Source organism: Marinobacter halotolerans, from assembly GCF_008795985.1.
Taxonomy (GTDB): Bacteria; Pseudomonadota; Gammaproteobacteria; order Pseudomonadales; family Oleiphilaceae; genus Marinobacter; species Marinobacter halotolerans.
In genome coordinates this window covers 1,165,194-1,189,148 of the sequence record NZ_VMHP01000001.1, presented here as the reverse complement: position 1 = coordinate 1,189,148, position 23,955 = coordinate 1,165,194, and the positions used below count along the sequence as shown (strand labels likewise).

The 23,955-nt window shown below is 59.0% G+C and carries 21 protein-coding genes; 10 read left to right on the top strand and 11 right to left on the bottom strand.

The window, feature by feature from the left end; translation table 11 throughout:
* The first annotated feature begins 218 nt into the window (after positions 1 to 218).
* The 3 genes from FPL19_RS05620 to FPL19_RS05610 are packed head-to-tail and all read left to right on the top strand — an operon-like array spanning position 219 to position 2,432.
* Positions 219 to 386, top strand: coding sequence for a rubredoxin (locus FPL19_RS05620; RefSeq protein WP_150911405.1), 168 nt, complete (start codon positions 219 to 221; stop codon positions 384 to 386).
* A gap of 11 nt (positions 387 to 397) precedes the next feature.
* Positions 398 to 1,549 carry an NAD(P)/FAD-dependent oxidoreductase gene (locus FPL19_RS05615; protein ID WP_150911403.1) on the top strand — a complete coding sequence of 384 codons (1,152 nt, stop codon included), beginning with the start codon at positions 398 to 400 and terminating at the stop codon, positions 1,547 to 1,549.
* 25 nt (positions 1,550 to 1,574) lie between these two features.
* On the top strand, positions 1,575 to 2,432 hold the full coding sequence (locus FPL19_RS05610; RefSeq protein WP_150911401.1) for an acyl-CoA thioesterase: 858 nt from the start codon (positions 1,575 to 1,577) through the stop codon (positions 2,430 to 2,432).
* Positions 2,433 to 2,436: 4 nt separating this feature from the next.
* Here FPL19_RS05610 and FPL19_RS05605 read toward each other — a convergent pair whose 3' ends face one another.
* From FPL19_RS05605 to FPL19_RS05595, 3 genes are all read right to left on the bottom strand, one after another.
* Entirely contained in the window at positions 2,437 to 4,956 is a 2,520-nt protein-coding gene (locus tag FPL19_RS05605; protein WP_150911399.1) for an EAL domain-containing protein, read from the bottom strand.
* 141 nt (positions 4,957 to 5,097) lie between these two features.
* Positions 5,098 to 5,544 (bottom strand): flavodoxin domain-containing protein, encoded by a 447-nt coding sequence (locus FPL19_RS05600; RefSeq protein ID WP_150911397.1) that lies wholly within the window; start codon positions 5,542 to 5,544, stop codon positions 5,098 to 5,100.
* Between the two features lie 16 nt (positions 5,545 to 5,560).
* A complete protein-coding gene (locus FPL19_RS05595) occupies positions 5,561 to 6,661 on the bottom strand; it encodes a GGDEF domain-containing protein (protein WP_150911395.1) in 1,101 nt (366 codons plus the stop codon).
* A gap of 193 nt (positions 6,662 to 6,854) precedes the next feature.
* On the opposite strand from FPL19_RS05595, the gene FPL19_RS05590 reads away from it, so the two are divergent.
* Together FPL19_RS05590 and FPL19_RS05585 are read left to right on the top strand one after the other, a co-directional pair.
* A complete protein-coding gene (locus tag FPL19_RS05590; protein WP_150911393.1) occupies positions 6,855 to 8,414 on the top strand; it encodes an inorganic phosphate transporter in 1,560 nt (519 codons plus the stop codon).
* A 94-nt stretch (positions 8,415 to 8,508) separates the two neighbouring features.
* Complete coding sequence (locus FPL19_RS05585; RefSeq protein ID WP_150911392.1) at positions 8,509 to 8,775, top strand: hypothetical protein; 267 nt, start codon at positions 8,509 to 8,511, stop codon at positions 8,773 to 8,775.
* Between the two features lie 29 nt (positions 8,776 to 8,804).
* On the opposite strand, the gene panP is transcribed toward FPL19_RS05585, so the two are convergent.
* The 4 genes from panP to FPL19_RS05565 all read right to left on the bottom strand — a co-directional run bounded on the left by panP (position 8,805) and on the right by FPL19_RS05565 (position 13,355).
* Positions 8,805 to 10,481, bottom strand: a complete 1,677-nt coding sequence (gene panP / locus FPL19_RS05580) for a pyridoxal-dependent aspartate 1-decarboxylase PanP (RefSeq protein ID WP_150911390.1) — start codon at positions 10,479 to 10,481, stop codon at positions 8,805 to 8,807.
* Between the two features lie 157 nt (positions 10,482 to 10,638).
* Entirely contained in the window at positions 10,639 to 10,977 is a 339-nt protein-coding gene (locus FPL19_RS05575) for a DUF503 domain-containing protein (RefSeq protein WP_150911388.1), read from the bottom strand.
* A gap of 39 nt (positions 10,978 to 11,016) precedes the next feature.
* On the bottom strand, positions 11,017 to 12,720 hold the full coding sequence (locus FPL19_RS05570) for an acyl-CoA dehydrogenase family protein (RefSeq protein WP_150911386.1): 1,704 nt from the start codon (positions 12,718 to 12,720) through the stop codon (positions 11,017 to 11,019).
* A gap of 2 nt (positions 12,721 to 12,722) precedes the next feature.
* Complete coding sequence (locus tag FPL19_RS05565) at positions 12,723 to 13,355, bottom strand: TetR/AcrR family transcriptional regulator (RefSeq protein WP_150911384.1); 633 nt, start codon at positions 13,353 to 13,355, stop codon at positions 12,723 to 12,725.
* 255 nt (positions 13,356 to 13,610) lie between these two features.
* Here FPL19_RS05565 and FPL19_RS05560 point away from each other — a divergent pair, with 255 nt between their 5' ends.
* The 5 genes from FPL19_RS05560 (at position 13,611) to FPL19_RS05540 (ending at position 19,560) form a co-directional block, all read left to right on the top strand.
* Positions 13,611 to 13,832 (top strand): hypothetical protein, encoded by a 222-nt coding sequence (locus FPL19_RS05560; protein ID WP_150911382.1) that lies wholly within the window; start codon positions 13,611 to 13,613, stop codon positions 13,830 to 13,832.
* A 21-nt stretch (positions 13,833 to 13,853) separates the two neighbouring features.
* Entirely contained in the window at positions 13,854 to 14,888 is a 1,035-nt protein-coding gene (locus FPL19_RS05555) for a lipase secretion chaperone (protein ID WP_150911380.1), read from the top strand.
* 138 nt (positions 14,889 to 15,026) lie between these two features.
* Entirely contained in the window at positions 15,027 to 16,037 is a 1,011-nt protein-coding gene (gene hemB / locus FPL19_RS05550; protein ID WP_150911378.1) for a porphobilinogen synthase, read from the top strand.
* Between the two features lie 18 nt (positions 16,038 to 16,055).
* A complete protein-coding gene (gene ppk1 / locus FPL19_RS05545; RefSeq protein ID WP_150911376.1) occupies positions 16,056 to 18,200 on the top strand; it encodes a polyphosphate kinase 1 in 2,145 nt (714 codons plus the stop codon).
* Positions 18,201 to 18,264: 64 nt separating this feature from the next.
* Complete coding sequence (locus tag FPL19_RS05540; protein ID WP_225314303.1) at positions 18,265 to 19,560, top strand: DUF945 family protein; 1,296 nt, start codon at positions 18,265 to 18,267, stop codon at positions 19,558 to 19,560.
* A gap of 34 nt (positions 19,561 to 19,594) precedes the next feature.
* Here the strand turns inward: FPL19_RS05540 and coaD are convergent, their stop codons facing one another.
* The 4 genes from coaD to FPL19_RS05520 form a co-directional block, all read right to left on the bottom strand.
* Positions 19,595 to 20,074, bottom strand: coding sequence for a pantetheine-phosphate adenylyltransferase (gene coaD, locus FPL19_RS05535; RefSeq protein ID WP_150911374.1), 480 nt, complete (start codon positions 20,072 to 20,074; stop codon positions 19,595 to 19,597).
* Between the two features lie 78 nt (positions 20,075 to 20,152).
* Positions 20,153 to 21,745, bottom strand: coding sequence for a GMC family oxidoreductase (locus FPL19_RS05530; RefSeq protein WP_150911372.1), 1,593 nt, complete (start codon positions 21,743 to 21,745; stop codon positions 20,153 to 20,155).
* A gap of 53 nt (positions 21,746 to 21,798) precedes the next feature.
* On the bottom strand, positions 21,799 to 22,425 hold the full coding sequence (locus FPL19_RS05525; RefSeq protein ID WP_150911370.1) for a hypothetical protein: 627 nt from the start codon (positions 22,423 to 22,425) through the stop codon (positions 21,799 to 21,801).
* 71 nt (positions 22,426 to 22,496) lie between these two features.
* Entirely contained in the window at positions 22,497 to 23,942 is a 1,446-nt protein-coding gene (locus tag FPL19_RS05520) for a coniferyl aldehyde dehydrogenase (RefSeq protein WP_150911368.1), read from the bottom strand.
* Positions 23,943 to 23,955 lie beyond the last annotated feature (13 nt).

The following is a 23,955-nucleotide window of genomic DNA, read 5'->3' as shown; positions in this document are numbered from 1 at the left end:
GTTTTCAAACGGCAAAGTATACCGGAGGAAAAGCGATGAAGGGAGGGTCGGAATGGTTGGGCGGTCGCTGGTGCGATTGGTCTCGGTCCCGGCGATGAGTATGATAGGCGATCTGTTGCGGCGAACAGCTGTACGAAATTATTTGATCGATCGGTTGTCGGACAATTACTATCACGTTCCGGCTACAGTCGGGGCAGAAACTATAAGCGGAGAGCGTTATGAAGAAGTGGCAGTGCGTAGTATGCGGGTTTATCTATGACGAGGCGGAAGGCTGGCCGGATGACGGTATTGAGCCGGGTACCGCCTGGGAGGATGTACCCGAGGACTGGGAGTGTCCGGATTGCGGCGTAGGCAAGGAAGATTTTGAAATGATCGAAATCGGTTAAGGATCGATTACATGAGCACACAAGCGCCCATCGTTATTGTGGGAACCGGGTTGTCGGGATACACCCTGGCCAGAGAGTTTCGTAAGCTGGACCAGGAGACATCCATCCTGATGTTGACCGCCGATGATGGCGCGAGCTACTCCAAACCCATGCTGTCCACCGGCTTTACCAAGGGCAAAGAGGCCGATGAGCTGGCCCAGGCCACGCCGGACAAAATGGAAGAGCAACTGAACGTCACCGTACGCACTTTTGCCACCGTGACCGGTGTGGATACCGCCGCCCATCAGTTGATCCTGGGGGAGGAGCGGCTGGAGTACAGCAAGCTGGTACTGGCCTGGGGAGCGGATGTGATTCGCCTGTCCATTCCCGGTGACGGGCAGGAACACGTCTACTCCATCAATGATCTGCTGGATTACCGCGCCTTTCGCAAGGCCCTGGGCAGCAGCAAGCGGATTGCCATCATGGGAGCCGGCCTGATTGGCTGCGAGTTTGCCAATGATCTGAGCAACGGCGGTTACGGTGTGGATGTAATTGCCCCCTGCGACAATCTGATGCCGGGGCTGCTGCCCGAGCCGGCGGCCCAGGCGGTGCAGTCGGCACTGGAGGAACTGGGTGTGCGGTTTCATCTTGATACGGTGGTCAGCCACCTGACTGCCAAAGGTGATGGCGTGGCGCTGTCACTGGCAAACGGCGAGGAACTGGAGGCCGACCTGGTGCTGTCGGCGGTCGGGCTGCGGCCCAGAAAGGAACTGGCGGCAGAGTCCGGCCTGCAGACCGATCGGGGTATTGTGGTCAATCGGGCACTGGAAACCTCTGCTGCGGACGTTTATGCCTTTGGCGACTGTGCCGAGGTGGACGGACTGGTGCTGCCCTATGTCATGCCGTTGATGACCTGTGCCCGGGCGCTGGCCAAGACCCTGGCGGGGGAGAGAACCGAAGTGGCCTACGGCACCATGCCGGTGATGGTCAAAACACCCTCTTGCCCCACCGCGGTGTGTCCACCACCACCTGGTGCAGAAGGCGAGTGGGTTGTTGAGCAGGATGGCCAGAACGTGCGGGCGCTGTTCAAATCCGGTGACCAGGTTCTCGGGTTTGCCGTCACCGGCAGTTATGCCGTAGAGAAACAGGCGCTTTCAAAAACAGTGCCGCCCATTCACGGCTAGGCTGATGAACAGTACAGGAGAAGGAATGCTCGACGTTACCCGCAAGCTGGTGGAACTGCTGGATCTTTCACCTATTGGTGATGACCATTTTCAGGGCGCCAGTGAGGATCTGGGTTTTCCCAATGTGTTTGGTGGTCAGGTGCTGGGGCAGGCTCTGATGGCCGCCAGCCGCACCATTGAAGACCGTATGCCACATTCCATGCACGCCTATTTCCTGCGACCGGGCAACCATCAGCTACCGATTGATTATGAGGTGCAGCGGGTCCGGGATGGCGGAACCTTTTCGGTCAGGCGGGTGATTGCCCGTCAGGACGGCAAGGAAATTCTCACCGGGTCGATGTCGTTCCAGGTGGCGGAGGAAGGGTTTGATCACCAGTTCCAGATGCCGGACGCTCCCGGCCCGGAAGGTCTCAAGTCTGAACAGGATTACGGCAAGATACTGGCGCCCCATGTGCCGGAGAGTCGACGTGCCACGCTGACCCGCGACCGGCCTATCGAAATCCGCCCGATTGATCCGATGAATCCGTTGGCGCCGGAAGCCAAACCGCCCTACCGTCAAAGCTGGTTCCGCGCTCAGGGCCATCTGCCGGATGATCCCATGTTGCATTGCTGTCTGCTTGCCTATGCCTCGGATTTCGCCTTTCTGGGCACCTCGCTCAATCCTCACGGCGTGACCTTTCTGAGCAAAAACATGCAGGTGGCCAGCCTGGACCACGCCATCTGGTTCCACCGGCCGTTCCGGATGGACGAGTGGTTGCTGTATGACAAGGACAGCCCCAGCGCCTCCGGAGGACGCGGATTTAACCGCGGCAGCTTCTATGATCGGGACGGCCGGCTGGTAGCGTCTACCACCCAGGAAGCGCTGATTCGCCAGCGCACGTAATGTGTCAACCGAGCTGCCGCGCAGAGTCTTCGGAATCGAAGGCTCTGAGCCAGGCAGTCAGTTCATCGAATGGTAGCGGCGGGGTGAGCACAAAGCCCTGAATCATGTCGCAGCCCATCTCTTCGAGCAACGCCAGGGTGGCATCATCTTCCACGCCTTCCGCCACTACCAGGTAGCCTAGGCTGTGACACATCTCGATGGTGGTTCTGACGATGACCCGGTCGTCGGTCTGGGACAGAAGTTCGGTGATCAGTGACTGGTCAATCTTGATTTCGCTGGCGGGCAGCTGCTTGATGTAGGACAGCGACGAGTAGCCGGAACCGAAATCATCGATGGACAGTGGTATACCGGTGCTGTGTAGCGAATTCAGCGCTTTCAGGGAGTTTACCGGGTCCTGCATCATCGAGGTTTCGGTCACTTCCAGGGTAATGGCGCCGCGCACTGACTGGTAGCTGCTCATCAAGCGTTGCACAAAAATCGGGAAGTCCGGCTCCCTCAGGTTGTTCGGGGAAATATTCACCGATATGTCCAGTGGAAAGCCCTGTTCGTGAAGCTGTGCCCGCAGCTGCAGGGCGTTTTCCAGTACCCACCGGGTCAGGGGTTTGATCAGCCCGGTCTGCTCCGCAATGGCAATGATTTCGTCCGGTCTGACGGGCGTCTCCCTGCCTGGCCAGCGAATCAGTGCTTCCAGCCCGACAATGGAATGGGATTTCAGCGACAGCTTCGGCTGCAGATACAGTCTCAGCTCGTCGTTCTGCAGAGCCGCCCGCAGCTCCGATACCAGCGTGAGCCGGTCCGCACTGTAGGAATCGCGGGATGGCTGGTAGAACGCCAGGCCCCGGTCCCTGGCGTCTTCCGTACCCTGGGCGATATAGGCGCGCCGGATCAGTGTGGTGGCATCGTCGGCGTGATCCGGGTAGATGGCGGTGCCGGTGCGTGGATCCAGTGGCAGCTGCATGCCCAGGTAGTCCAGGGGCTCGCGGATATCTTCCAGGGCCCGCACCATGGCCTTGGGTGACTGGGCAATGTCGTCGGTCGCCACCACAAAGCCGAAAGTGTCTGTTTCAAGCGATGCCACGTAATAGGAGGTCTTCCCGGAAGTTTCCAGGGCATAGGAGCCTGGCAGCTCGCGGATGGTGGCGTTAAACCGCTTTGCAGCCAGTTCTATTAGCCGATCCGTGTTGCGGTGGCCCAGGGTTTTGGTGATCGCCTGGAGGTTGGTCAGATGAATGACGCCAATGGAGTAGCGGGTTCTGCAATCGCGGTTGATCAGCTCATTGATGGCCATTTCCAGGCTGGTTCGATTGGGCAGTCCGGTCAACGGGTGGTGCAGCGCCTGATCGATCAGCCTGACCTCGGCATGCCGTCTTGCGGCCATGGCTGCTATTTCCGCTTCCCGTGCCCGCACCTTGTCTTCACGTTCCTGGTACAGACGCGCCGCCAGGGCAATAGTCAGCAGAATCGCTTCCATGGCAGAGCCGATTTCAATGGCGTAGGCGGTGAAGAAGTTGTTGGGCAAAAGGCCGTATTTGTTGGCGGCGGCGACCGCGCTGCCGAGGGTGAGCAGCCCCCAGGCAATGGTGTAGTAGCTGGCCTGAGGGTTGCCCCTTATCCATTGCACCGGGCCAATAATCGTCAATAGCAGGCAGCTTGGTATGGCGAGGGCCACACTTAGCTGGCTGGCGACACTGTAGCTGGTAACGAAAGAGATCACGAAAGCACCGACATTCAGTGCTACGGCCACTCTGATCATCAGATCCATGGTGGGGCCGGTTCGCCGGAGGTTCAGGAATTCACGGGAGAACAGCAGGGTGAATATCACTGCCGTAGGCACGAGGATCATCATTGCCTGGTTCTGCAGTTCCGGGAGGCCGGGCCATAACAGATGGAACGCGGTCCCGTTCAGTGTGCTGATCAATAGCAGATAACCCGCAGTGGTCAGCACGTAAAGCAGATACATGCGCTCGCGTAGCGCCAGGAAGATAAACAGGTTGAAGAACAGCACCGACAGCATAATGCCGTAGTAGACCGAGTGCAGCTGGTCCGTTATCGATACCTGTTCAAAGAACGCGGCCGGTGTCCAGATCCGCATGGGCACCTGCATCGCTCCCTGTGTTTTTACACGCAGGACAATCTCGTAGCGGTCGTCGGGACCGGCCTGGAACGGAAACAGGAAGTGCCGGTGAATAACCGGTCGCTGGTTGAATGGGTGATGGTCACCGGTGACCACCTGCTTTGAAAGCTGGCCGTTTTCCAGCAGGTAGAAGGTGATGTCATCAAGCTGGGGGTAGCGTATCTCCAACAGCGCCCGGTTGCCGGGCAGATCAGGTACGGGGAAACGGAGCCACACAACGTCGGAAATGTAGCCGAAGTTGAGGCTCTCTTCCTCCAGGGGCTGCCAGAGACCGGAGGCCAGTGCTTCGCCAAGGCCCATCTGCTCTGATGGCGCTACCCGGAGGTAGTCGGCATCCGGGATGGTATAGCCCGCGGACCCGGGGCTTGCCTGGACTGTGAAAGCCATCATGATCAATGCGCCGATTAAGGCGAAAGACTGAGCAATGTGGCGCACGGTTTACCATTATTGTTGTCGGGTTTCTGGCAAGTATGGCCTGAAGCGTCGGGGCGCTCAAGGTCCAATTGACAAGCCCTGAATTACTCTATCTGTTTATAGAAGAGCCAGCCATTCTCTTGCCCAGATCAGGGCTTCCTGTTCCGGCTCGGTGGTTTCCATGGCATCAATCTTCAGCGTGTTGCCGGTTTTGGCCGCTCCGGTTTCCAGAAACGCCTCTTCGAGAAGGTCTCCTGCGCCGCAGAAGGTATCACCGTAGGAGCTGTCGCCCAGAACAATGACGCCAAATGGACGTCCCGGCTGCTGGGGCAAGGTCTCTCGTAGATCAAGATAGAAAGGCAGCAGGTTGGGAGGAACCTCTCCTTGCCCGGTTGTTGAAGTGCAGATCAACACCGGATCGGAGTTGCCGGTAATGTCGGTCAGTTCCGGCTGCTCATTGACTACCACCGTGTGACCTTCGGGTTCCAGCGTCTTTTTCAGTTCTCTGGCGGTAAGCAGCGCGCCGCCGAAGACGCTGCCAACCAGAATGCGGATAGATGCCATGCTGTGTCCTGTTGTATCAGTTTTCGGCGGCCACTGTATCCGGGTCCTGGGTTCTGACCCTGGGGGCAATCCGGTTGCGGCCGCTCTCTTTGGCGCTGTACAGGTAAAGGTCCGCCTGCTTCAGCAGATCATCAATAGAGCCTGCCTTGGCGATGGAACAGATTCCGGCGCTCATGGTAACCGGCATGGTCCTGCCTGCGAAACTGAACTCGTGCCTGGCCACTTTATGGCGCAGGCGCTCGGCAAGCGTCAGTGCTGGCAGCAGGGAGGTATCCGGCAGCAGAATCAGGAATTCTTCTCCACCCCAGCGGGCGGCGATGTCGGTCTGGCGGATAACAGACTGCATCAATGTGGCAAAATCCCTCAGCACCTGATCACCGGCATCGTGGCCGTATTCGTCATTCACGCGCTTGAACAGGTCCAGGTCGATTAGCGCGACGGAGAAGTGATGGCCTGAGCGCTGGTAGCGCGAAAACTCATCATTCAACCGGTGCTGCATTTCCCGGCGGTTCGACAGACCGGTCAGTTCATCAGTCTGGGCCGCGTGTTCATGGGCCTCGGCCAGATCCACAAGTTCCTTGCGGGCATTGAGGCGGGACGCTTCCAGCACAAAGCAGAAGATGGATTCGAAGGTCAGCGTGGCGAAGAAGCGGATCTTGAAGTCAGTGCTGTATTCGGCGGTCACAATCGGCAGTTCGGGGAACTGGAACACCACCACGGCCACCAGCACGCAGAACAGCAGTACCGCCGTGCCGGTTTTCAGATCCGTGAGATAGAACAGCAAGGGGGGGAACACGTAGAACCAGAGCGGGCCGGTATTGCTCTCGCCGCCGGTGATGATCAGGTAACCGAACAGCAGCCCGACAATGGAGATCAGCCCGCCTTTCTGGCGATTGCGGTTGCCCGTTAAAGAGAAGACGAGCATGTTGCCCGCCACCAGCGCACCGAAGCCCCAGAGCACCCAGGAGTGGGTGTGGTGTTCAGCAAACCAGGCCTTGCCGCCAATACCCACCAGGAACAGCACGGCCATGACTGACAGGCCTGTGAGAAGGCGTGATACACGTGCTTCTTCGCTTTCAGTCGCCACCTGGTGGCTTGTCTGTGGAGGTTTGGCCATGGGCTCTTATTGTTCGTTCTGGAGGGCGCCGGTTATTGGGGACATAACTTAGCCTACTCGGAAAGGTTTTGCAGTGATTTTGGTCAAGGGCCGGCTTTATTACCGTTATGTTTCATTTCTGTGTCAAAGATTTTATAGTTCTCCCGCCGTCAGGCCCGACAAAGATTAAATCCTCAAGCCGTGAGAACCGATTATGGCCAGCAATACCGGATATCTGGATACACTCCTGACCAGCCCAGCCACCGAGCGTTACCGCATCGGTTTCAGTTTTCTTTTTCTGTTGGGCGTTTTCCTGGTCGTGGGCCAGATCAGCACCGGCATGCCCAACAGCATGCTGTTGATGGCGGCCGCAGTGATCGGTGGCTATATGGCCATCAACATCGGCGCCAACGATGTTGCCAACAACGTTGGCCCGGCTGTGGGCTCCGGCGCCATGACGCTGGGCGGAGCCGTGGTGATTGCGGCGATTTTCGAGGCGGCAGGCGCCATTATTGCCGGCGGTGATGTGGTCTCTACCATCAAGGGAGGGATCATTGCGGCCGAACGTCTGGATGACGCCAGCACCTTTGTCTGGCTGATGACGGCGGCGCTTCTGGCAGGCGCCCTCTGGTTGAACCTGGCTACCTGGATGGGTGCTCCGGTATCGACAACCCATTCTATCGTGGGCGGCGTGCTGGGCGCTGGGATTGCCGCTGGCGGCTGGGGTATTGCCGACTGGGCGGTGATGTCGAAAATCGTTGCCAGCTGGGTGATTTCACCGGTGATGGGTGGTGTTCTCGCCGCGCTCTTTCTCTACGCCATAAAACGCACTGTGTTGTATCGCAAGAACCTGGTTTCCTCGGCTCGCACATTTGTGCCCTGGCTGGTGGCGATCATGGCCTGGGCCTTTGGCACCTACCTGATGGTGAAAGGCGTCAAAAAGGTGATCAAGGTGGATTTCCTGGAGGCGACCCTGGTCGGGCTGGCACTGGCAGCCGTCATATTTGTGGCAATGCGTAGTCTGGTGAGTCGCCGCGCCGCGACCATGGAAAACAGCGCTGCCGGGGTCAACGAGCTGTTTACCTGGCCTATGATCTTTGCCGCGGCGTTGCTGAGCTTTGCTCACGGTGCCAATGACGTGGCTAATGCCATCGGCCCGCTGGCGGCCATTAACGACGCTCTGTCCGCGGGCGCAGTGGTGACCGCCGCCGCCATCCCCCTCTGGGTGATGCTCGTGGGTGCGCTGGGTCTGGCAGTAGGGCTGATGCTGTTCGGTCCCCGGCTGATCAAGACCGTAGGCAGCGAGATCACCGAGCTGGATAAAACCCGGGCCTTCTGTATTGCTCTTTCTGCGGCGCTGACCGTCATCATTGCCTCGCAATTGGGCTTGCCCGTCAGCTCCACCCATATCGCCGTGGGCGGCGTCTTCGGGGTGGGTTTCCTGCGTGAATACCTGAAGAGCAACTATGCCTCACAGCTCCACAAAATCATGGAGAGCCATGACCCGGGAGAGCAGGAAAAACTGCGTCCCTTCCTGGATGACTTCCGCAACGCTTCCCTGGAGCAGATGGAACGACTGCTGCAGGAGTCCAAGAAGCGCAAGCAGGTGCCTCTGTCGAAAAAGGAGCGCAAGCGGCTGAAGAAAATCTATCGGGAGGAAATGGTCAAGCGCTCTCATCTGACCCGTATCGTGGCAGCCTGGATTATTACCGTGCCGGCTTCGGCGATCATGGCGGCGATTCTGTTCTTCACCATCCGCGGCCTGCTGGTTTGAGCCGATTGCCTGAGCCGGGGCCGATGGCCCATACTAGGGTTTGATAGGGTGGAGCCGAAGGCTCCAAAACGCTTGTTTGTCCGGGGATGAATGAATGAGTTCAGCTTCAGAAAGCCGTCAGGCCAAAATTATTGACGAGCTCAGGGTATTTATAAAGAAAGTCCTGAGTGATCCGACTATTGCGGTCAAGTCCGTCGAAATTGCCCGTAAATATCGTGATCAGCCCGGTGCTGATGAGCACGTGGCGCGGGAGATCAGCGCCAATACCACCATCCGGATTCCGGAAAACTGGAGCGATGCCGACCGCATGTTTCTGGATATTCTGGATGAAGTGCTGGATGACGAGGAAGCCCTTTACTGAGACTTCCTTTGATACCGGTTGATCGGGGGTCAGGCGTGCCTGATGTTACGCTCGGCGCCCCCGGATGCGGCGTCAGCCATCTGTTGCAGAATGGCGATCTCGTCCTGAATGTCCTCTTCTTTTGCCAGTTCCCGCTGCTCCGCCAGGATGTCCGCCAGGATTTCCCGGGTTGTCAGGGGGTTGGCCAGCACCACCCGAAACACAATGGAGGGGAAGTGGCCGTACCGCGCCGGCTCCAGCCGTGTCCGTGAGACAAAGGCCTTGCCCCGCTCCCGCTGGGTTTTCTGAATGAATTTGGTAATCCGGTTCAGGCAAGTGTTGATCTTTTCTGCCTGGTCCACCGTGGCTGACGCCAGTGCATCCTGAACGTTCTTGGGGCAATAGCGATAGGTCAGAATGTTCAGTTCCGGCCGGGTGATCAGTTCAAAATCCGGCTCGTTATCAATCATCTCCGCGAAGGTCCGCGCCTTGTCGATGCCCTGATCAATCAGGATTTCATAGCCCTCCCGGGCCAGAATCTTCAGGCCGGACTGGATCAACATGGACATGCCGGGGCGCGATCCTTCCAGCGTGGTACTGCCGAGGTCGCGAGACCCCTTACGAATGATGTACTGGGCATGATGCTCCACGGCACTGGCCAGTGCCGGGTCGCGGAACACCACCAGGCCCGCGCCCATGGGGACATAAAGCTGCTTGTGGGCATCGAAAGTGACCGAGTCGGCCTTTTCTATGCCTCGCAGCAGATGCCGGTGGGTGCGGGAAAAGAGCGTTGGTCCGCCCCAGGCGGCGTCCACATGAAAATGCGCACCGAACTCCCGAGCGATGTCTGCCATGGCATCCAGGGGGTCGACATTGCCGGTTTCGGTGGTGCCCGCAATACCACAGATGGCGATCACGCGGATCTTCTGGCGGTGAAGCTCCAGGCATTTTTCCCGCAGCGCGTCGGTCTGGATCTTGTTTTCGTCATCGGTATCCACCGGCACCAGAAATTCCCGGCCCAGCCCGAGCACGTCCGCCGCCTTGCGCAGTGAATAGTGGCCGCGACGGGACACCAGAATGGCAGCGCCCTCGCAGCCGTAATAGCGCAGTGCCCGGAATAAACCTTCCTGATGAATACCGCGGAAGCTGCCTTCGGCAGGAAACGCATTGTTGCGGGCGACCCACAGCGCAGTCAGGTTGGCGACCGTGCCACCAGAGCACATGGCGCCCAGCGCATGGCGGGGGTCGTGCATGTACTTGCGGTAAAAAGCACCGTCCTGCTCATAGACCAGCCGGTGAATCATGCCTAATACCTGGCGTTCCATGGGCGTGAAGGCCTTGGACGTTTCGGTTTTCACCAGGTTCTGGTTCAGGGCAATCATGATCTTGGACAGCGGCAGCATGAAATAGGGCAGCGCTGAGGTCATGTGGCCGATAAAGCTGGGGGATGCGGTATGGACCGAGTTGGCCACCAGCTTCTCGAGCAGGAACTGGGCCTGTTCCGACACAAAAATGGGTTTTTCCGGTATGGCGTAGTCGGAAAAATCCTTTTCCACCTCGGACAGGTCCCGTTCAACCGCGACAATATGCTCCTGAAGGAAGCCAGCGAGGTTGCGGGAAATGTTCTGATCGATACGGCTCAGGGTTGATTCAGGGGCCTCGGGTACCGTGAATACACGGTGCATGGCTTCAATCGAGGCCTGGGCCGACTTTTTCTTTCCAGTCATAGGTGCCACACGCTTTCAGTGGTCGACCACCGGCCCGTCCCGGGTGCCGTGTGGAAGGTGGAAACTATCGGTTATTGCCCGTCGGGCAAGGGGCTGCGTTCCCTGAGGGGAGCTAGTATACGGCGCTGTGCCGTCATACGCTACAGCAGGCCTTTGATCACAGAATCTCGCGGTGTACGTCCAGAATGGCGGCGTCTACCCGCTCTTCAATGGCTTTTTCCACCTGGTCCAGACGTTCGGAAATCTGCCTGGAAGAGCCACCCAGAGCGGCAACCGTCCAGGTTGCGCAATCCAGGGTTTCCTGATCCGCCGTTTCGGCGACCGCCAGGTCGGATTCTTTTCCCCAGACGGCTTTCAGCGCCGTAAACACCTTTCGCTTTGCTTTCAGGTCAGGACAGCCATATAGCTGAAAGTGCAGGGTGAGCACCCCGACGTGCGGGGTGATCACCGGATGGTCGTCTGCGGTGTTCAGAAGCTTGCGCAATGCATCGGACATAGGCGTTCGCTGTGTTGGACCGAGTTGAAGATATCCCCATCAGTCTACTACAGGAGTCGCCCGGTCGATAATGCCTGCGGTATTCAGGCCCGAAGGCAGGTTGCCATAGTTCAGACCGCCGGTGTACTCAAGCCGCGAGGCGCAGAAGGCATCGGCGGAAGCCGGGTCGGAGTGGCGAAGCAGCAGTGATGCCTGCATGGCCAGTGCCAGCCGGTCCACCAGATTGCGGGCGCGGTATTCGAAGTCGCTGATATCGGCAAAGTCGTTTTGCAACTGAGCCAGGAAGCGGTCAAAGCGGCGGTCGGCGCCTCTGGCAAGGCCCGCCTCGCGGAAGAAGGCATCAAGGGTGTCCGGTTCTTTCTGCAGCGCCCGCAGGGTGTCCAGGCACTGGACGTTGCCGCTGCCTTCCCAGATAGCGTTCACCGGCGATTCCCGCAGCAGCCGCGGCATGATGCAGTCTTCCATCACGCCATTGCCGCCAAGGCATTCCATGGCTTCGTAGGCGTGGTTGGGGGTGCGCTTGCAGATCCAGTATTTACCCACGGGAGTAGCCAGCCGGGCTAGCAGCCGTTCATGTTCAAGGTGTTGATTGTCCAGCGCGCGAGCAACCCGCATGGTGTAGGTCAGGGCCGCTTCACTCTCCAGCGCCAGATCAGCCAGGACGTTCTGCATCAGCGGTTGCCGGTTCAGTTGCTGGCCGAATGCGCTGCGATGACGGCAGTGATGGGTGGCCTGGGCAATGGCCTGGCGCATACCGGCAGAGCTGCCGATCATGCAGTCGAACCGGGTCATGGCCACCATTTCAATAATGGTGGGTACGCCGCGCCCCTCTTCGCCGACCATCCAGGCGAGTGCGCCGCGCAGTTCCGCCTCGCTGGAAGCGTTGGCAACATTGCCCATTTTGTTCTTCAGGCGCTGGACCTGCCAGGGATTCTTGCTGCCGTCCGGACGCCACCGCGGCATCAGAAAACAGGAAAGGCCGCTACCGGTCTGGGCGAGTACCAGAAAGGCATCGCACATGGGGGCAGAGACAAACCATTTGTGTCCTACCAGTTCATAGGATTGCCCGGGTCCGCCGGCGCCAATCGGGTAGGCTCTGGTGCTGTTGGCGCGCACGTCACTGCCACCCTGTTTTTCGGTCATGGCCATACCGATGGTGACCGACTGCTTTTCAGTGTCCGGCCGATTGGACGGATCGTACTGATTGGCAAGAATCTTTTGTTCCCAGAGGGCCGCCAGCTCAGGTTGTTTGCGGATGGACGGCACCGCAGCGAACGTCATGGTGATGGGGCAACAGTGGGCGGCCTCGACCTGGGAGTGCATGTAGTATTTTGCCGCGCGGGTAGCGTGGGCTCCGGTTCCCGGCTGGGCCCAGGGGCTACTGTGTAGGCCCTCTTCCATGGCTTTGGCCATCAACTGGTGGTAGGCCGGGTGAAAGTTGACCTGGTCTATGCGATGGCCAAAACGGTCGTGAGTGTCGAAGGCCGGTTTGTTGGCGTTGGCCTGGAATCCCAGCTCAATGGTGTTTGCGGCACCGGTCCAGGCACCGAAACGGTCAAGGTCAGCCACCGCATGGGCTGCGCCTTCCCGAGCCACCGCTTCCTGCAGCGCGGTGTCCTGGCTGAACAGGTTGTAGTTTTCCAGGGCCGGGGGCTGGTTGGTTACCTCGTGGGTAATGGCAAGATCCGGGGCATCCACCGGATGGTTCAGCGGTGCTTCTGGCTGTGGCTGGCGGGCATTCATGTCTACCTCCGATTGCCAGTCAGCCCCTGCATGCAAAAACAGATGATGGAGTCGACCAGCGGATGACTGTCGTTGTTACCGGCCTGGACCGGCGTTTCCGCCATGGATGGCGATAACGGGCCCACCAGGCTTTCGGCTATGGCCCCGACCAGACAGGTACTACTCTGGGCGGCCTGTTGTTGCGGCAGACTTCCTTCTGCCATGCCTTCTTCAATGGCTCGTTGAAACAGCTCTGCATAGGCGCGGCGAAACTGCAGCCGTTCTTCCTCCACCTTCGGGTCCACCGGCTCGGCGATCAGCGACCAGGCCATGGTGGGCGCTCTCAGGGCTCGCACTGCAAACTGGCGCAGGGCACGTTCGAGTCTGATGACGGCGTTTCCTTCGGTGGCCAGTGCTTCCGCCACCTTATCCACTTCACGCTGGGTCGCTATCCGGAAGATTTCGGCGAACAGGTCTTCCTTGGATTCGAAATGGCGGTAAATAGTGCCGGTTGCCACCCCCGCGCACTCGGCAACCGCCGTTACCCGCGCATTGCGGAATCCACCTTCAACCACACACTGCTGGGTGCACTCGACAATGCGCCTGCGGGCCTCGGCTTTGCGGTTCCGCATCTTTTCAGTTTCGCGATAGGCCATTCGGCCTCCTTAATAAATATTGAACCACGGTTCATTTCTTCAGTCAACGATTATGCCCGTTTGATGGGTTCAGTTTATCCTTCAAAAACAGAACAATGGGGATAGTTACAAAAAATTACAAAAAAGACTTTGTAAGGAAATAGCGCTGTCATCAAAAGCGCATTATAAAGACGCCAAGACGGTGACTGTACAGGGTTTCTGTTGAGTGAGGCGTTGCGACGCCTTTATTACTGGGTTCGTTATGGGAGAGACTCCATGAGCGAATTTGACGAAGGAAATCTGGAGCAATCCGGAAGCTGGTCCATTGATACCGAAGACACCCATTCCATCGCCGGACGCGCGCGGATCAGGGCACAACTTCAGCATGACATTGAGGCGTTTCTGAGTCAGGGTGGCAGAATCGAGGAAGTGGACACCGCCTTTCGGAATGATGCACCTAGAAAGGTGGACGTGGGCTTCAACAACCGCTCCCTCTGAACCTCTATCTAGCAGGTACTGATGAAGCGAGCTCTGACACTGGCGACGGTCGCTCTTTTCGGACTGGCCGCCGCCATTGCCCTGACACTTGTGTTTTCGGCCTCCGGTCCATCCCCCGGCTCGCCGTCGGGTAGCCCCGACGGCGCTTCACTCGCCGGATCGGCCGACGACACGACCGATGTTCGACCGACCGACGAATACCCCTCCCGGCTGCTGGCTTCCGAATCGGTGGAGATTCCGCAGCAGCTTCCGGATTCTCTCAGCGGCACCAGCGTTCCCCGTGGCTGGGACCAGACAGACGTCAATGGCGAACTGGTGCCGACACCGCAGCTGCGCCAGTTGTTCGAGCATTACCTCGCGGCACTGGGCGAGGAGACTCTGGAGCAACTGATCGCGCGGATCGAGCGGGCGCTGTCCATTCTGCATGAGCCGGCCCGTTCCCAGGCCATTAATATTCTTGGCTCCTATCTCGATTACAAACTGGAACTGGGCGAGCTGGAATCCGCCGCCGGTGAGGTCGCCTCCATGAGTCCGGACGCTATGGCCAGCCAACTTGCACGGATTCGTGCCCTGCGCCGTCAATGGATGGATACGGAGACTACTCAGGCGTTCTTTGCGCTGGAAGAAGCGGTGGATCAGTATCAGCTGGCCCGACTGCGGATCCGCGCCGATGAGTCCCTCAGCGCCAAGGCGCGGGAACAACAGTTGCGGGAGGCCGAACAGGCGTTGCCGGCACCGGTACGGGAAGCCCGTCAGCGCACCCGTAAGTTTTCGGAATACGAGCAGGTTCAGCAAGCGCTGGCGGACGATCCGCAAGCGTTGCAGGCCTGGCGTGTCGATGCCTTCGGCATGGAAGCGGCGGAGCGTCTGGCTCAGGTTGAAGCGGATCAGCAGGCCTGGGGGCAGCGCTGGCAGGCATACCGACAGGCAAAAGCCGAACTGGAAAAGCTGGGGCTGGCGGGGCCCGAACGTGAGGCGGCCATAAACCGCCTGCGGCAGCAGCATTTCACGGGTGCAGAGATATACCGTGCCGAGGCGCTGGACTCGATCCAATAGCCCCGATGCTGGTCATCAAATTGTCATAATCCCTTGTCACGCTGCAACAGGATCCGGGTGAAGGGCCTGCCCCGGCTGCTTTTGGCCGTGTATGATGGAACCTGGAGCGTTCCATCCTGGCTGGCAGAGGAGAAGTTTGTGAGTTCACCGGTGAATCGTCATTACCCCGGCACCCGTTTGCGTCGAAATCGGGCCGACGACTTCTCCCGCCGAATGACTCGGGAGAACCACCTGAGCGTCGATAATCTGATTTTCCCGGTCTTCGTGCTGGAAGGCGAGGAACAGCGGGAAGCCGTGCCCTCAATGCCAGGGGTTGAGCGCCTGAGTATTGATCTGCTGTTGGAGCAGGCGGGGGAGCTGGTCAAACTCGGAATTCCCGCCATTGCCCTGTTTCCGGTGGTGCCGGCCGACCAGAAAGATCTGGAAGGTTCCGGCGCCTGGAACCCGGAAGGGCTGGCGCAGCGGGCCGTGAGAGCACTGAAGCGGGCATTTCCGGATCTTGGTGTGATCACCGATGTGGCACTGGACCCGTTCACCACCCATGGCCAGGACGGCATCATCAATGAACAGGGCTATGTACTGAATGACGTAACCATCGAAGCGCTGGTGCGTCAGGCCCTGTCCCACGCCGCCGCCGGCGCGGACATTGTGGCACCCTCCGACATGATGGATGGCCGGGTTGGTGCCATTCGCGATGCCCTGGAAAGCGCCGGCCATGTAAATACCCGGATTCTTGCCTACTCTGCCAAATACGCATCCAGCTACTACGGGCCTTTCCGGGATGCGGTTGGTTCGTCTGGTAATCTGGGAAAGGGCAACAAGGCCACTTACCAGATGGATCCGGCCAACAGTGACGAAGCCCTTCACGAAGTCGCCATGGACATTGCCGAAGGCGCCGACATGGTGATGATCAAGCCGGGCATGCCCTATCTGGATATTGTCCGCCGGGTAAAACAGGAACTGCAGGTTCCCACCTTCGTTTACCAGGTCAGTGGTGAATACGCCATGCACATGGCGGCGGCGGAAAATGGCTGGCTCGACGGTGACGCAGTGATGATGGAAAGCCTTATGGCCATGCGCCGGGCCGGAGCCGACGCGATTCTGACCTATTTTGCCGTCAGGGCGGCGAAACTGATGCGAAAAACCTGACAACGGAAATAACGCCCAATGACCACGGAATCAGCAAATCAGGACAATGCAGTCGAGTCACCGAATGTGCCGGCGCCGGTTGAACTGCCGGAGCCGGGCAACGATATTAACGTGGCCGCTGCCGAAAACTATTTCAACCGGGAACTGAGCCAGCTTCAGTTCAACTACCGGGTGCTGAAGCAGGCTCTGGATACAACACACCCGTTGCTCAACCGGCTGATGTTCTGCTGCATTTTCAGCAGCAACATGGACGAGTTTTTCGAGATCCGGGTGGCCGGCCTTCGCCAGCAGATCAAATATGGCCGGGAAACCCTGGGGTCCGACGGAATGATGCCGGAGGAAGTGCTGGGGGAAATCAGCCGTGTGGCTCACGAGTACATCCGCGAGCAGTACGAAATTCTGAATGACGTGCTGATTCCTGAAATGGAGCGGGAAAATATTCATTTCGTGCGGCGCCGGGAATGGACGGCAGAGCAGGCTGACTGGGTGCGTCACTATTTTGAAGACGAGATCCTGCCGGTGGTCAGCCCCATCGGGCTCGATCCCTCCCATCCCTTTCCACGACTGGTCAACAAGAGCCTGAACTTCATTGTCGAGCTCGATGGCAAGGACGCCTTCGGTCGTGAAACCGGCATGGCGATCGTGCCGGCGCCCCGGTCGTTGCCCCGTCTGGTTCGCCTGCCGGATGATGTTTGCAGCGGCGGTGAAAATCTGGTGTTTCTGTCCTCCATGATCCACGCCCACGCCGAGGAACTGTTCCCGGGAATGGAAGTGAAGGGCTGCTACCAGTTCCGGCTCACCCGTAATGCCGACCTTGAGCTGGAAGACGATCTGGAAGACCTGGCCTCAGCCCTGCGCGGTGAGCTGTTGAGCCGTCGCTTTGGCGACGGTGTGCGGCTGGAGGTTGCGGATAACTGCCCGGAAGAGCTTGTGCAATTCCTGCTGCGGGAGTTCGGCCTGACCGATAGGGATCTTTACAAGGTCCACGGCCCGGTGAACCTGACCCGTCTGATGGCCGTGGGTGGCCTGGTGGACCGTCCGGACCTGACCTATTCCAATTTCTCGCCGTCAATTCCACGATTGATTCGCAGCAAGGACTCGATGTTCGATGCCATTCGCAAACGGCCGCTTCTGTTGCTGCATCCCTATGAAAATTTCAGCCCGGTGGTGGATCTGTTGCGTCAGGCGGCCAAGGATACTCAGGTTCTGGCCATCCGGCAGACACTTTACCGCACCGGTGCCGATTCCGAGATTGTCGAAGCACTGATGGACGCCGCCCGTCGGGGCAAGGAAGTGACCGCCATCATTGAGCTGCGTGCCCGGTTTAGCGAAGCGGAGAACCTGGAACTGGCCAGCCGCCTTCAGGAAGCCGGCGTGATCGTGGTCTACGGCGTAGTGGGTTACAAGTGTCACGCCAAGATGATCCTGATCGTGCGTCGGGAAGAAGGGCGGCTGCGTCGCTATGTCCATCTCGGCACCGGCAATTATCACGCCGGCAACGCCCGCCTTTACACCGACTACAGCTTTATGACCTGCGACGAGTCCATCGGCGACGATGTGAACAAGCTCTTTCAGCAGCTGACAGGCATGGGTAAGGCCCTGAAGATCAAAAAGCTGTTCCATTCGCCTTTCACCCTGCACAGCCGCCTGCTAGCGCTGGTGGACCGTGAAGCCGAACTGGGTGAAAAGGGGCGGATCATACTGAAATTCAACGCGTTGACCGAGCGGGAGCTGATCAAGGCGCTTTACCGGGCTTCCCAGGCCGGGGTCAAGGTCGACCTGATTATCCGGGGTATCTGCTGTCTGCGGCCGGAAGTTCCGGGGCTGTCGGAGAATATTCGCGTTCGCTCGATTATCGGCCGCTTCCTTGAACACACCCGGGTCTATTACTTTGGCAATGACGGCCGCCCGGATGTCTATTGCTCCAGTGCTGACGGTATGGAGCGGAACCTGCTGAACCGCGTGGAAACGGCGTTTCCGGTGGAGGACCCGTCCTTGTCGGCACGCCTGCGGGAGGATCTGGATACCTATCTGGCCGATAATTGCCAGTCGTGGATCTTGCAGTCTGACGGCAGTTACGTTCAGAATCAGCCCGCTGAAGGCGAGGACCGTTTTGCGTCCCAGCTGGTTTTACTTGAACGTCTGACAGGCACATCACAATAGCCAACAGCCAGACCCTGCCCAGAGCATGGAGGCTACACGGAGCATGGAGCAAGGAGAGAGAAATTTGAAAAAAAGATGGATGGCGGTCGGTGCGGCGGCGTTGATGATTGGGGCAGCCGCGCCCTGGGGTGTGGGACTCTACACACAGCAGCAGTGGCAGGGTGTCGAGGCGGGAGTGAACAACGCCCAGAATGTTTTCCGACTGGAAACCCGCAACTATGACCGTGGCTACATGAATGCCACGATGAATGGTTCCATTGTATTCACTGCCCCCGAAAGCGGAGAACAGCACAGCTTCGAGTTCCAGGCCCGGGTCAGCCACGGTGTGACCGGCAGTCTGATGGATTTTACGTCCGCAGAGGATCTGAATGGGCGCGCCAGTCAGTTCTTTCCGGATGAAAAGCCCCGCCTGACCCTGCAGACCAATCTTTGGGGTACCGCAACGGTCGAGATGACCGTGCCGGAAACCGACGTCATCGATGAGGCCACCGGTGAGACCCTGACCACCGCCCGTGCCTATGGCCGTGCCGATATCAGCTCCGCCGGCGCTGACATGGAGATCCTGGTCACCTGGCCGGGTATGACCCTCAGTGGTCAGGACGTCCAGTTCACCCTTACCGATTTCGAGATGGAAAATTCCCTGGAGCACCTGACCGGTGACCTGTGGCTGGGTGATGCCCGGATGACCCTGGCCGGCATTCAGATCGATTCGGCGGATCAGCCCTCCGTGACCTTCGAAGGCCTGTCCATCACCAGCGATACCGACGTTTCGGACGATGGCGAGCGGTTGAACGGTCTTTCAAGCATCCAGCTGGAAAAGGTTGCGGCGGGCGGAACAGAGTATGGCCCACACGAAGTCCAGATTTTGTTTGAAAGCCTGGATGTGACAAACCTTGAGCAACTGTCATCCGCCATCAGTGAGATGCAGCAGGCGGCCATGACACCGGCTGGCGACCCTGACCCCCAGGCGTTGATGCAGCAGCAGATGGAGGCATTCCAGCGGGTTAACGAGGCTTTGGTAGGGCTGGCAACAGAGGGCTTCAGGTTTGGGCTGCCGAAAATCGATCTGAGTACGCCGGAAGGCCCTATCCGGGGCGAGCTGATGATCAGCCACCCGGAACTGGACGCCAAGGACAAAGGTCAGAACCTGCTGGTGATGCAGGGTCTGGTAGGCAACCTGGATATCAGCATGCCCGTTGAACTGATGGATCAGAATCCGTCACTGGCAATGCAGGTGGCACCACTGATCAAACAGGGCATGGTGATTCAGGAGGGCGATCGCCTGCGGATGGTCGGCACCCTGGGTGATATGGCATTGACCATCAACGACAAGGTGCTTCCTCTGCCGCCGATGTTCTGATGTGACTGGGGCCGGTCATCGGGCCCCAACCTAATTAGCCCGCAAACTTCTTCTTTAGCGCCGCTTCCACCGCCGGGTCGACGAATTCGGACACGTCACCGCCCAGCGAGGCAATTTCCCGTATCAGCGTCGAGGAAATATAGGACAGGTGGTTGGCTGGGGTCAGAAACACGCTCTCCACTTCCGGTGCCAGGCGACGGTTCATGTCCGCAAGCTGGAACTCATATTCGAAATCCGAAACCGCCCGCAGGCCCCTGAGAATCACTGTTGCTCCCTGTTCCCGCACGAAATCCGCCAACAGGTTGCTGAAACCGGTCACCGTGACGTTTGGCAGGTGCGAGGTGGAAGATGCCACCAGCTCGCAGCGTTCTTCAAGGGTAAGCAACGGTGATTTCTTCGGGTTGTAGGCAATGGCAACGACAACTTCGTCGAAGAGCCGTCCGGCGCGTTCGATCAGATCTGTGTGGCCGTTGGTGATGGGATCAAACGTACCGGGGTAAATGACTCTTGTCATCGGATGCTCCTTCTATCTGAAGCCGACAGGATAGCAGCCTTGCCCGCGAACCAAAACGCCGGGCAGGGCTGCCGGATGTCAGCCGCGGAGCCTGCCAGCCAGATGGGTACTGTTTCTCGCGGCCAGGGCGTAAACCGACAGTTGGGGGTTGGCGCCGATACTGGTGGGGAAGATGGAGGCATCGTGAACACTCAGGTTGGCCAGGTGATGATGCTCGCCAAAGCCGTTGACCACGGATTCCCGGGGATCCTGGCCCATACCGCAGCCGCCCATCTGATGGGCGGTAAACAGCCGCACCCGATGCGACTCCATCGCCAGGTCATCAATGGCCTTGCGCGCTTCCGGCCAGGACGAAAACCAGGGCGAATCCAGGTGCATCAGCCGTACCCTTTGGGCACCGGCCGCAAACTGGATCTCGGCCATCCGGTGGAAGGATTCCCTCAGCCCGCGCCAGAGGTAATCGGTCACCGGATAATCCAGCACCGGACTGCCATCGCCCCTGAGGCTGACGGTCCCGCCGGGGCTGTCCGGGTGAAAACCGTCCCGCAACAGTGCCAGAACCGAGTTCATTCTGGGCAATCTGGACAGGTCCAGGGTCTGATCTGCGCCGTGGCCAGGAACAACGCCGGCGGACATGGCCGGATGCAGGGGCGGCACTTCCAGCTTGAAGCCCGCCGGGCCGTCCACTCCGCCGGAGAAATTGAATTGGTCCGAATAGATGGACTGGGGCGCGCCATAGTAGGGGTCGACCGTTTCCGCCATTTCCGCCACCGTGGCGTTCACCGGATGGATAAAGGTGCGTTTGCCGATGCGCTCGTGGGGGTCAGGAATGTCCGAGCGAAGCAGCAGGCCCGGGGAGCCGATGGCGCTTGCTGCCACGACAAAATGACGGGCCCGCAGTTCCACCGTCACACCGGACGGGATGATTCCGTCTGCGGACATTGCCGAGGCGGTCAGATGATTAATACGGTCCTGTTTGACAACCAGTCGCTCTGCCCGCAGGCCGTGAAACAGCGTGGCGTTGTTGTCCAGGGCGCCGGGAATGGTGGTGGTCAGGGCACCCTGCTTGGCGTTGGTGGGGCAGCCAACGCCGCAGTACCCAAGGTTCCAGCAGCCTTTGACGTTGCGTGGGATGATCTGCCACGACCAGCCCAGCTTCTCGCAACCCTGGCGCAGGATATCGTTGTTCAGATTGGGATCGACCCTCCAGGGTTCGATGTTGTGGCGCTCTTCCCGACCGTCGAACCAGGGTTTCATGGCCTCGGGGCTCAGGCCATCGAGTCCGAAACGGCTCGCCCACCAATTCAGGGTAGGCGCGGGTGTGCGGAAGCTGGAGGTCCAGTTCACGGTGGTGGAACCGCCCACACAGCGCCCCTGCAGAATCGATATGGCACCGTCTTTGGTAACACGACTCATGCCTTCCTGATAAAGCGAGGCATAGGCGTCCAGCTCATTCATGCGGAAATCTTTCTGATAATACAGGCGGCCTTCCTCCACCAGGATCACAGACAGTCCCGAACGGGCCAGAATTTCCGCCGTGGTGCCGCCCCCGGCGCCGGTGCCGATGACCACCACGTCGGCCTCGTGGGTCTGGTTTCTGGTGAGAGTGGCGCCGTCGGTGACTTTCCAGCCGGATTCTAGCCCGCGGGCAATTCGGTCCGTTATAGACATGGGGTTCTCCGTAAGTTCGCGGGACGCGGTAAGCAGATTTCAGATCCAGGGTTTCAGGCGCCGGCGCGGAACTGTGGCAGCGCGTCCACAGCCCACTGGGGCGGCCCGGGGTAGCCGGAGACATGCCAGTGGTCTTCGTGGCCATAAAACGCGACGTTGCTGACCTTGGTCAGTGCAATGTAGCCGTTGTTGAACAGCCCGATGCCGCTGGTGCGCCAGCGATTGAGGAATGCATCCACCTCTGCGGTGCTGGCGTTGGCCCAACCGGACCAGACCCGGGCAACCGTGACCCGGGTAACGCTGAAGTTGAGCAGGTCGAACAGCCCCCGTAGCTCTTTACGGTTGGCTGGGCCGAACTGGTAGATGCCGGCATCAATGCGCTCGATGGTCTCGCGAATCTGTGCCCGTCGCCGTTCCGGCTTCTCAGTCAATGCCGGGCCGACCAGGGCAGGCAACAATGCCTGGAAAAGAACGATGTCGTCTTTGGTCAGGAAGCGGTAGCGGTAGCCGCCGTGGCGGGTATCTTCAAGGGTGGTGTAACCGCCGCCCGCCGGTGATGTGGCACAGCCGGAAAGCCCGGCCGTTACGCTGACCGTTCCCAGAAAGAGGGCCCCACCCATGCCGGTGCGTAAAAAGCTGCGACGATCCAGGTCAGTGGACGCAGTGATGTGTTCAGGCATGACATCTCTCGTTATTTTTATGATTCTTTTTTGTGTCGCATGCCGGCCCGTGAGGGCCGGCATCAGGATCATTATCGGATGAACAGCTTATATATCATCTTGTGGGCGGTCGTACCGTGAGGTGCGTACACAAATTTGCCACTGTTGAACCGTTGCTTGCTGAAAATTGACCGTTGATGGGAGAAGGTCATGAAGCCTTCCTTGCCATGGTAGTGGCCCATCCCCGAGTCGCCCACGCCGCCAAACGGAAGATCGTCCTGGGCCACATGCAGCACGGCGTCGTTGATGCACATGCCACCCGAGAGGGTATTGTTGGTGACATGCTCCTGCTGGGATTTGTCGTAGCCGAAATAGTAGAGCGCCAGCGGACGAGGCCGGTCATTGATGTAGTGTATGGCCTCATCCAGACTGCCGTAGCTGATCACCGGAAGAATCGGGCCGAAGATCTCGTCCTGCATGAGCTTCATGTCCGGCGTTGTGTTCAGCGCCAGGGTGATGGGCATTTTTCGGGTGCCGTCTTTCAGATTCTCCTGGGCCGGGTTGATCTCGATCAGATCGGCACCCTTGTTTCTGGCGTCTTCCAGGTAGCTCTGAAGGCGCTCGTACTGTCGCTCATTGATAATGGAGGTGTAGTCGTCGTTGTCCCGCAGGGTGGGGTACATGGCGGACAGCTGCTTGCGGAATTCATCCACAAAAGACTGAACCCGGTCGGCGGGGCAAAGTACGTAATCGGGCGCGACGCAGGTCTGGCCCGCATTGATGGCCTTACCGAAACCAATGCGCTGGGCCGCATCTTCCATCGGCACGTCCGCGGCCACAATTGCCGGGGATTTGCCGCCCAGTTCCAGGGTCACCGGCGTCAGGTTTTCCGCGGCTGCTTTCATAACCAGTTTGCCCACGGAGGTGGAACCGGTGAAAAGCATATGGTCAAAGGGCAGTGCAGAAAAATCGGCGGCTACATCGGCTTCACCGTTGATCACACTGACCAGATCTTCAGGGAAGTTGGACTCGATCAGCTCGCGGAATAGGGCCGAGGTGTGAGGCGTGTATTCCGACATCTTGATCATGGTGCGGTTACCGGCCGACAGCGACGCTATCAGCGGCCCCACGGCCAGATACAGCGGGTAGTTCCAGGGTACGATCACCCCCACGACGCCCTTGGGCTGGTAATTTACCTGATTGCTGGCGGGCTGGAAAAGTAAGGATACATGGCGTTTTGAGGGCTTCATCCAGCTGCCGAGGTGCTTCAGTGTGTAGTTGATGCCTTGAATGGACGGCATTACTTCGGCAATCAGTGACTCGTCCCGTGAGCGGCAGCCGAAATCACGATCCATGGCATCCAGCAACTGCTCCTGATTGGCAAGCAGCAGCCGCTTGAGCCGCTTCAGATTCTCCTGTCGTTCGGTCAGGGTCGGCATGGGGTTGTTGCGGAATGCCTTTTTCTGATCGTCAAAGATGCGGTGGTTCTGCTGAATCTGCTTCTTGCTCTCGGTCAGCTGCACAACGTTGGCAACCATAATCGTTCTCCCT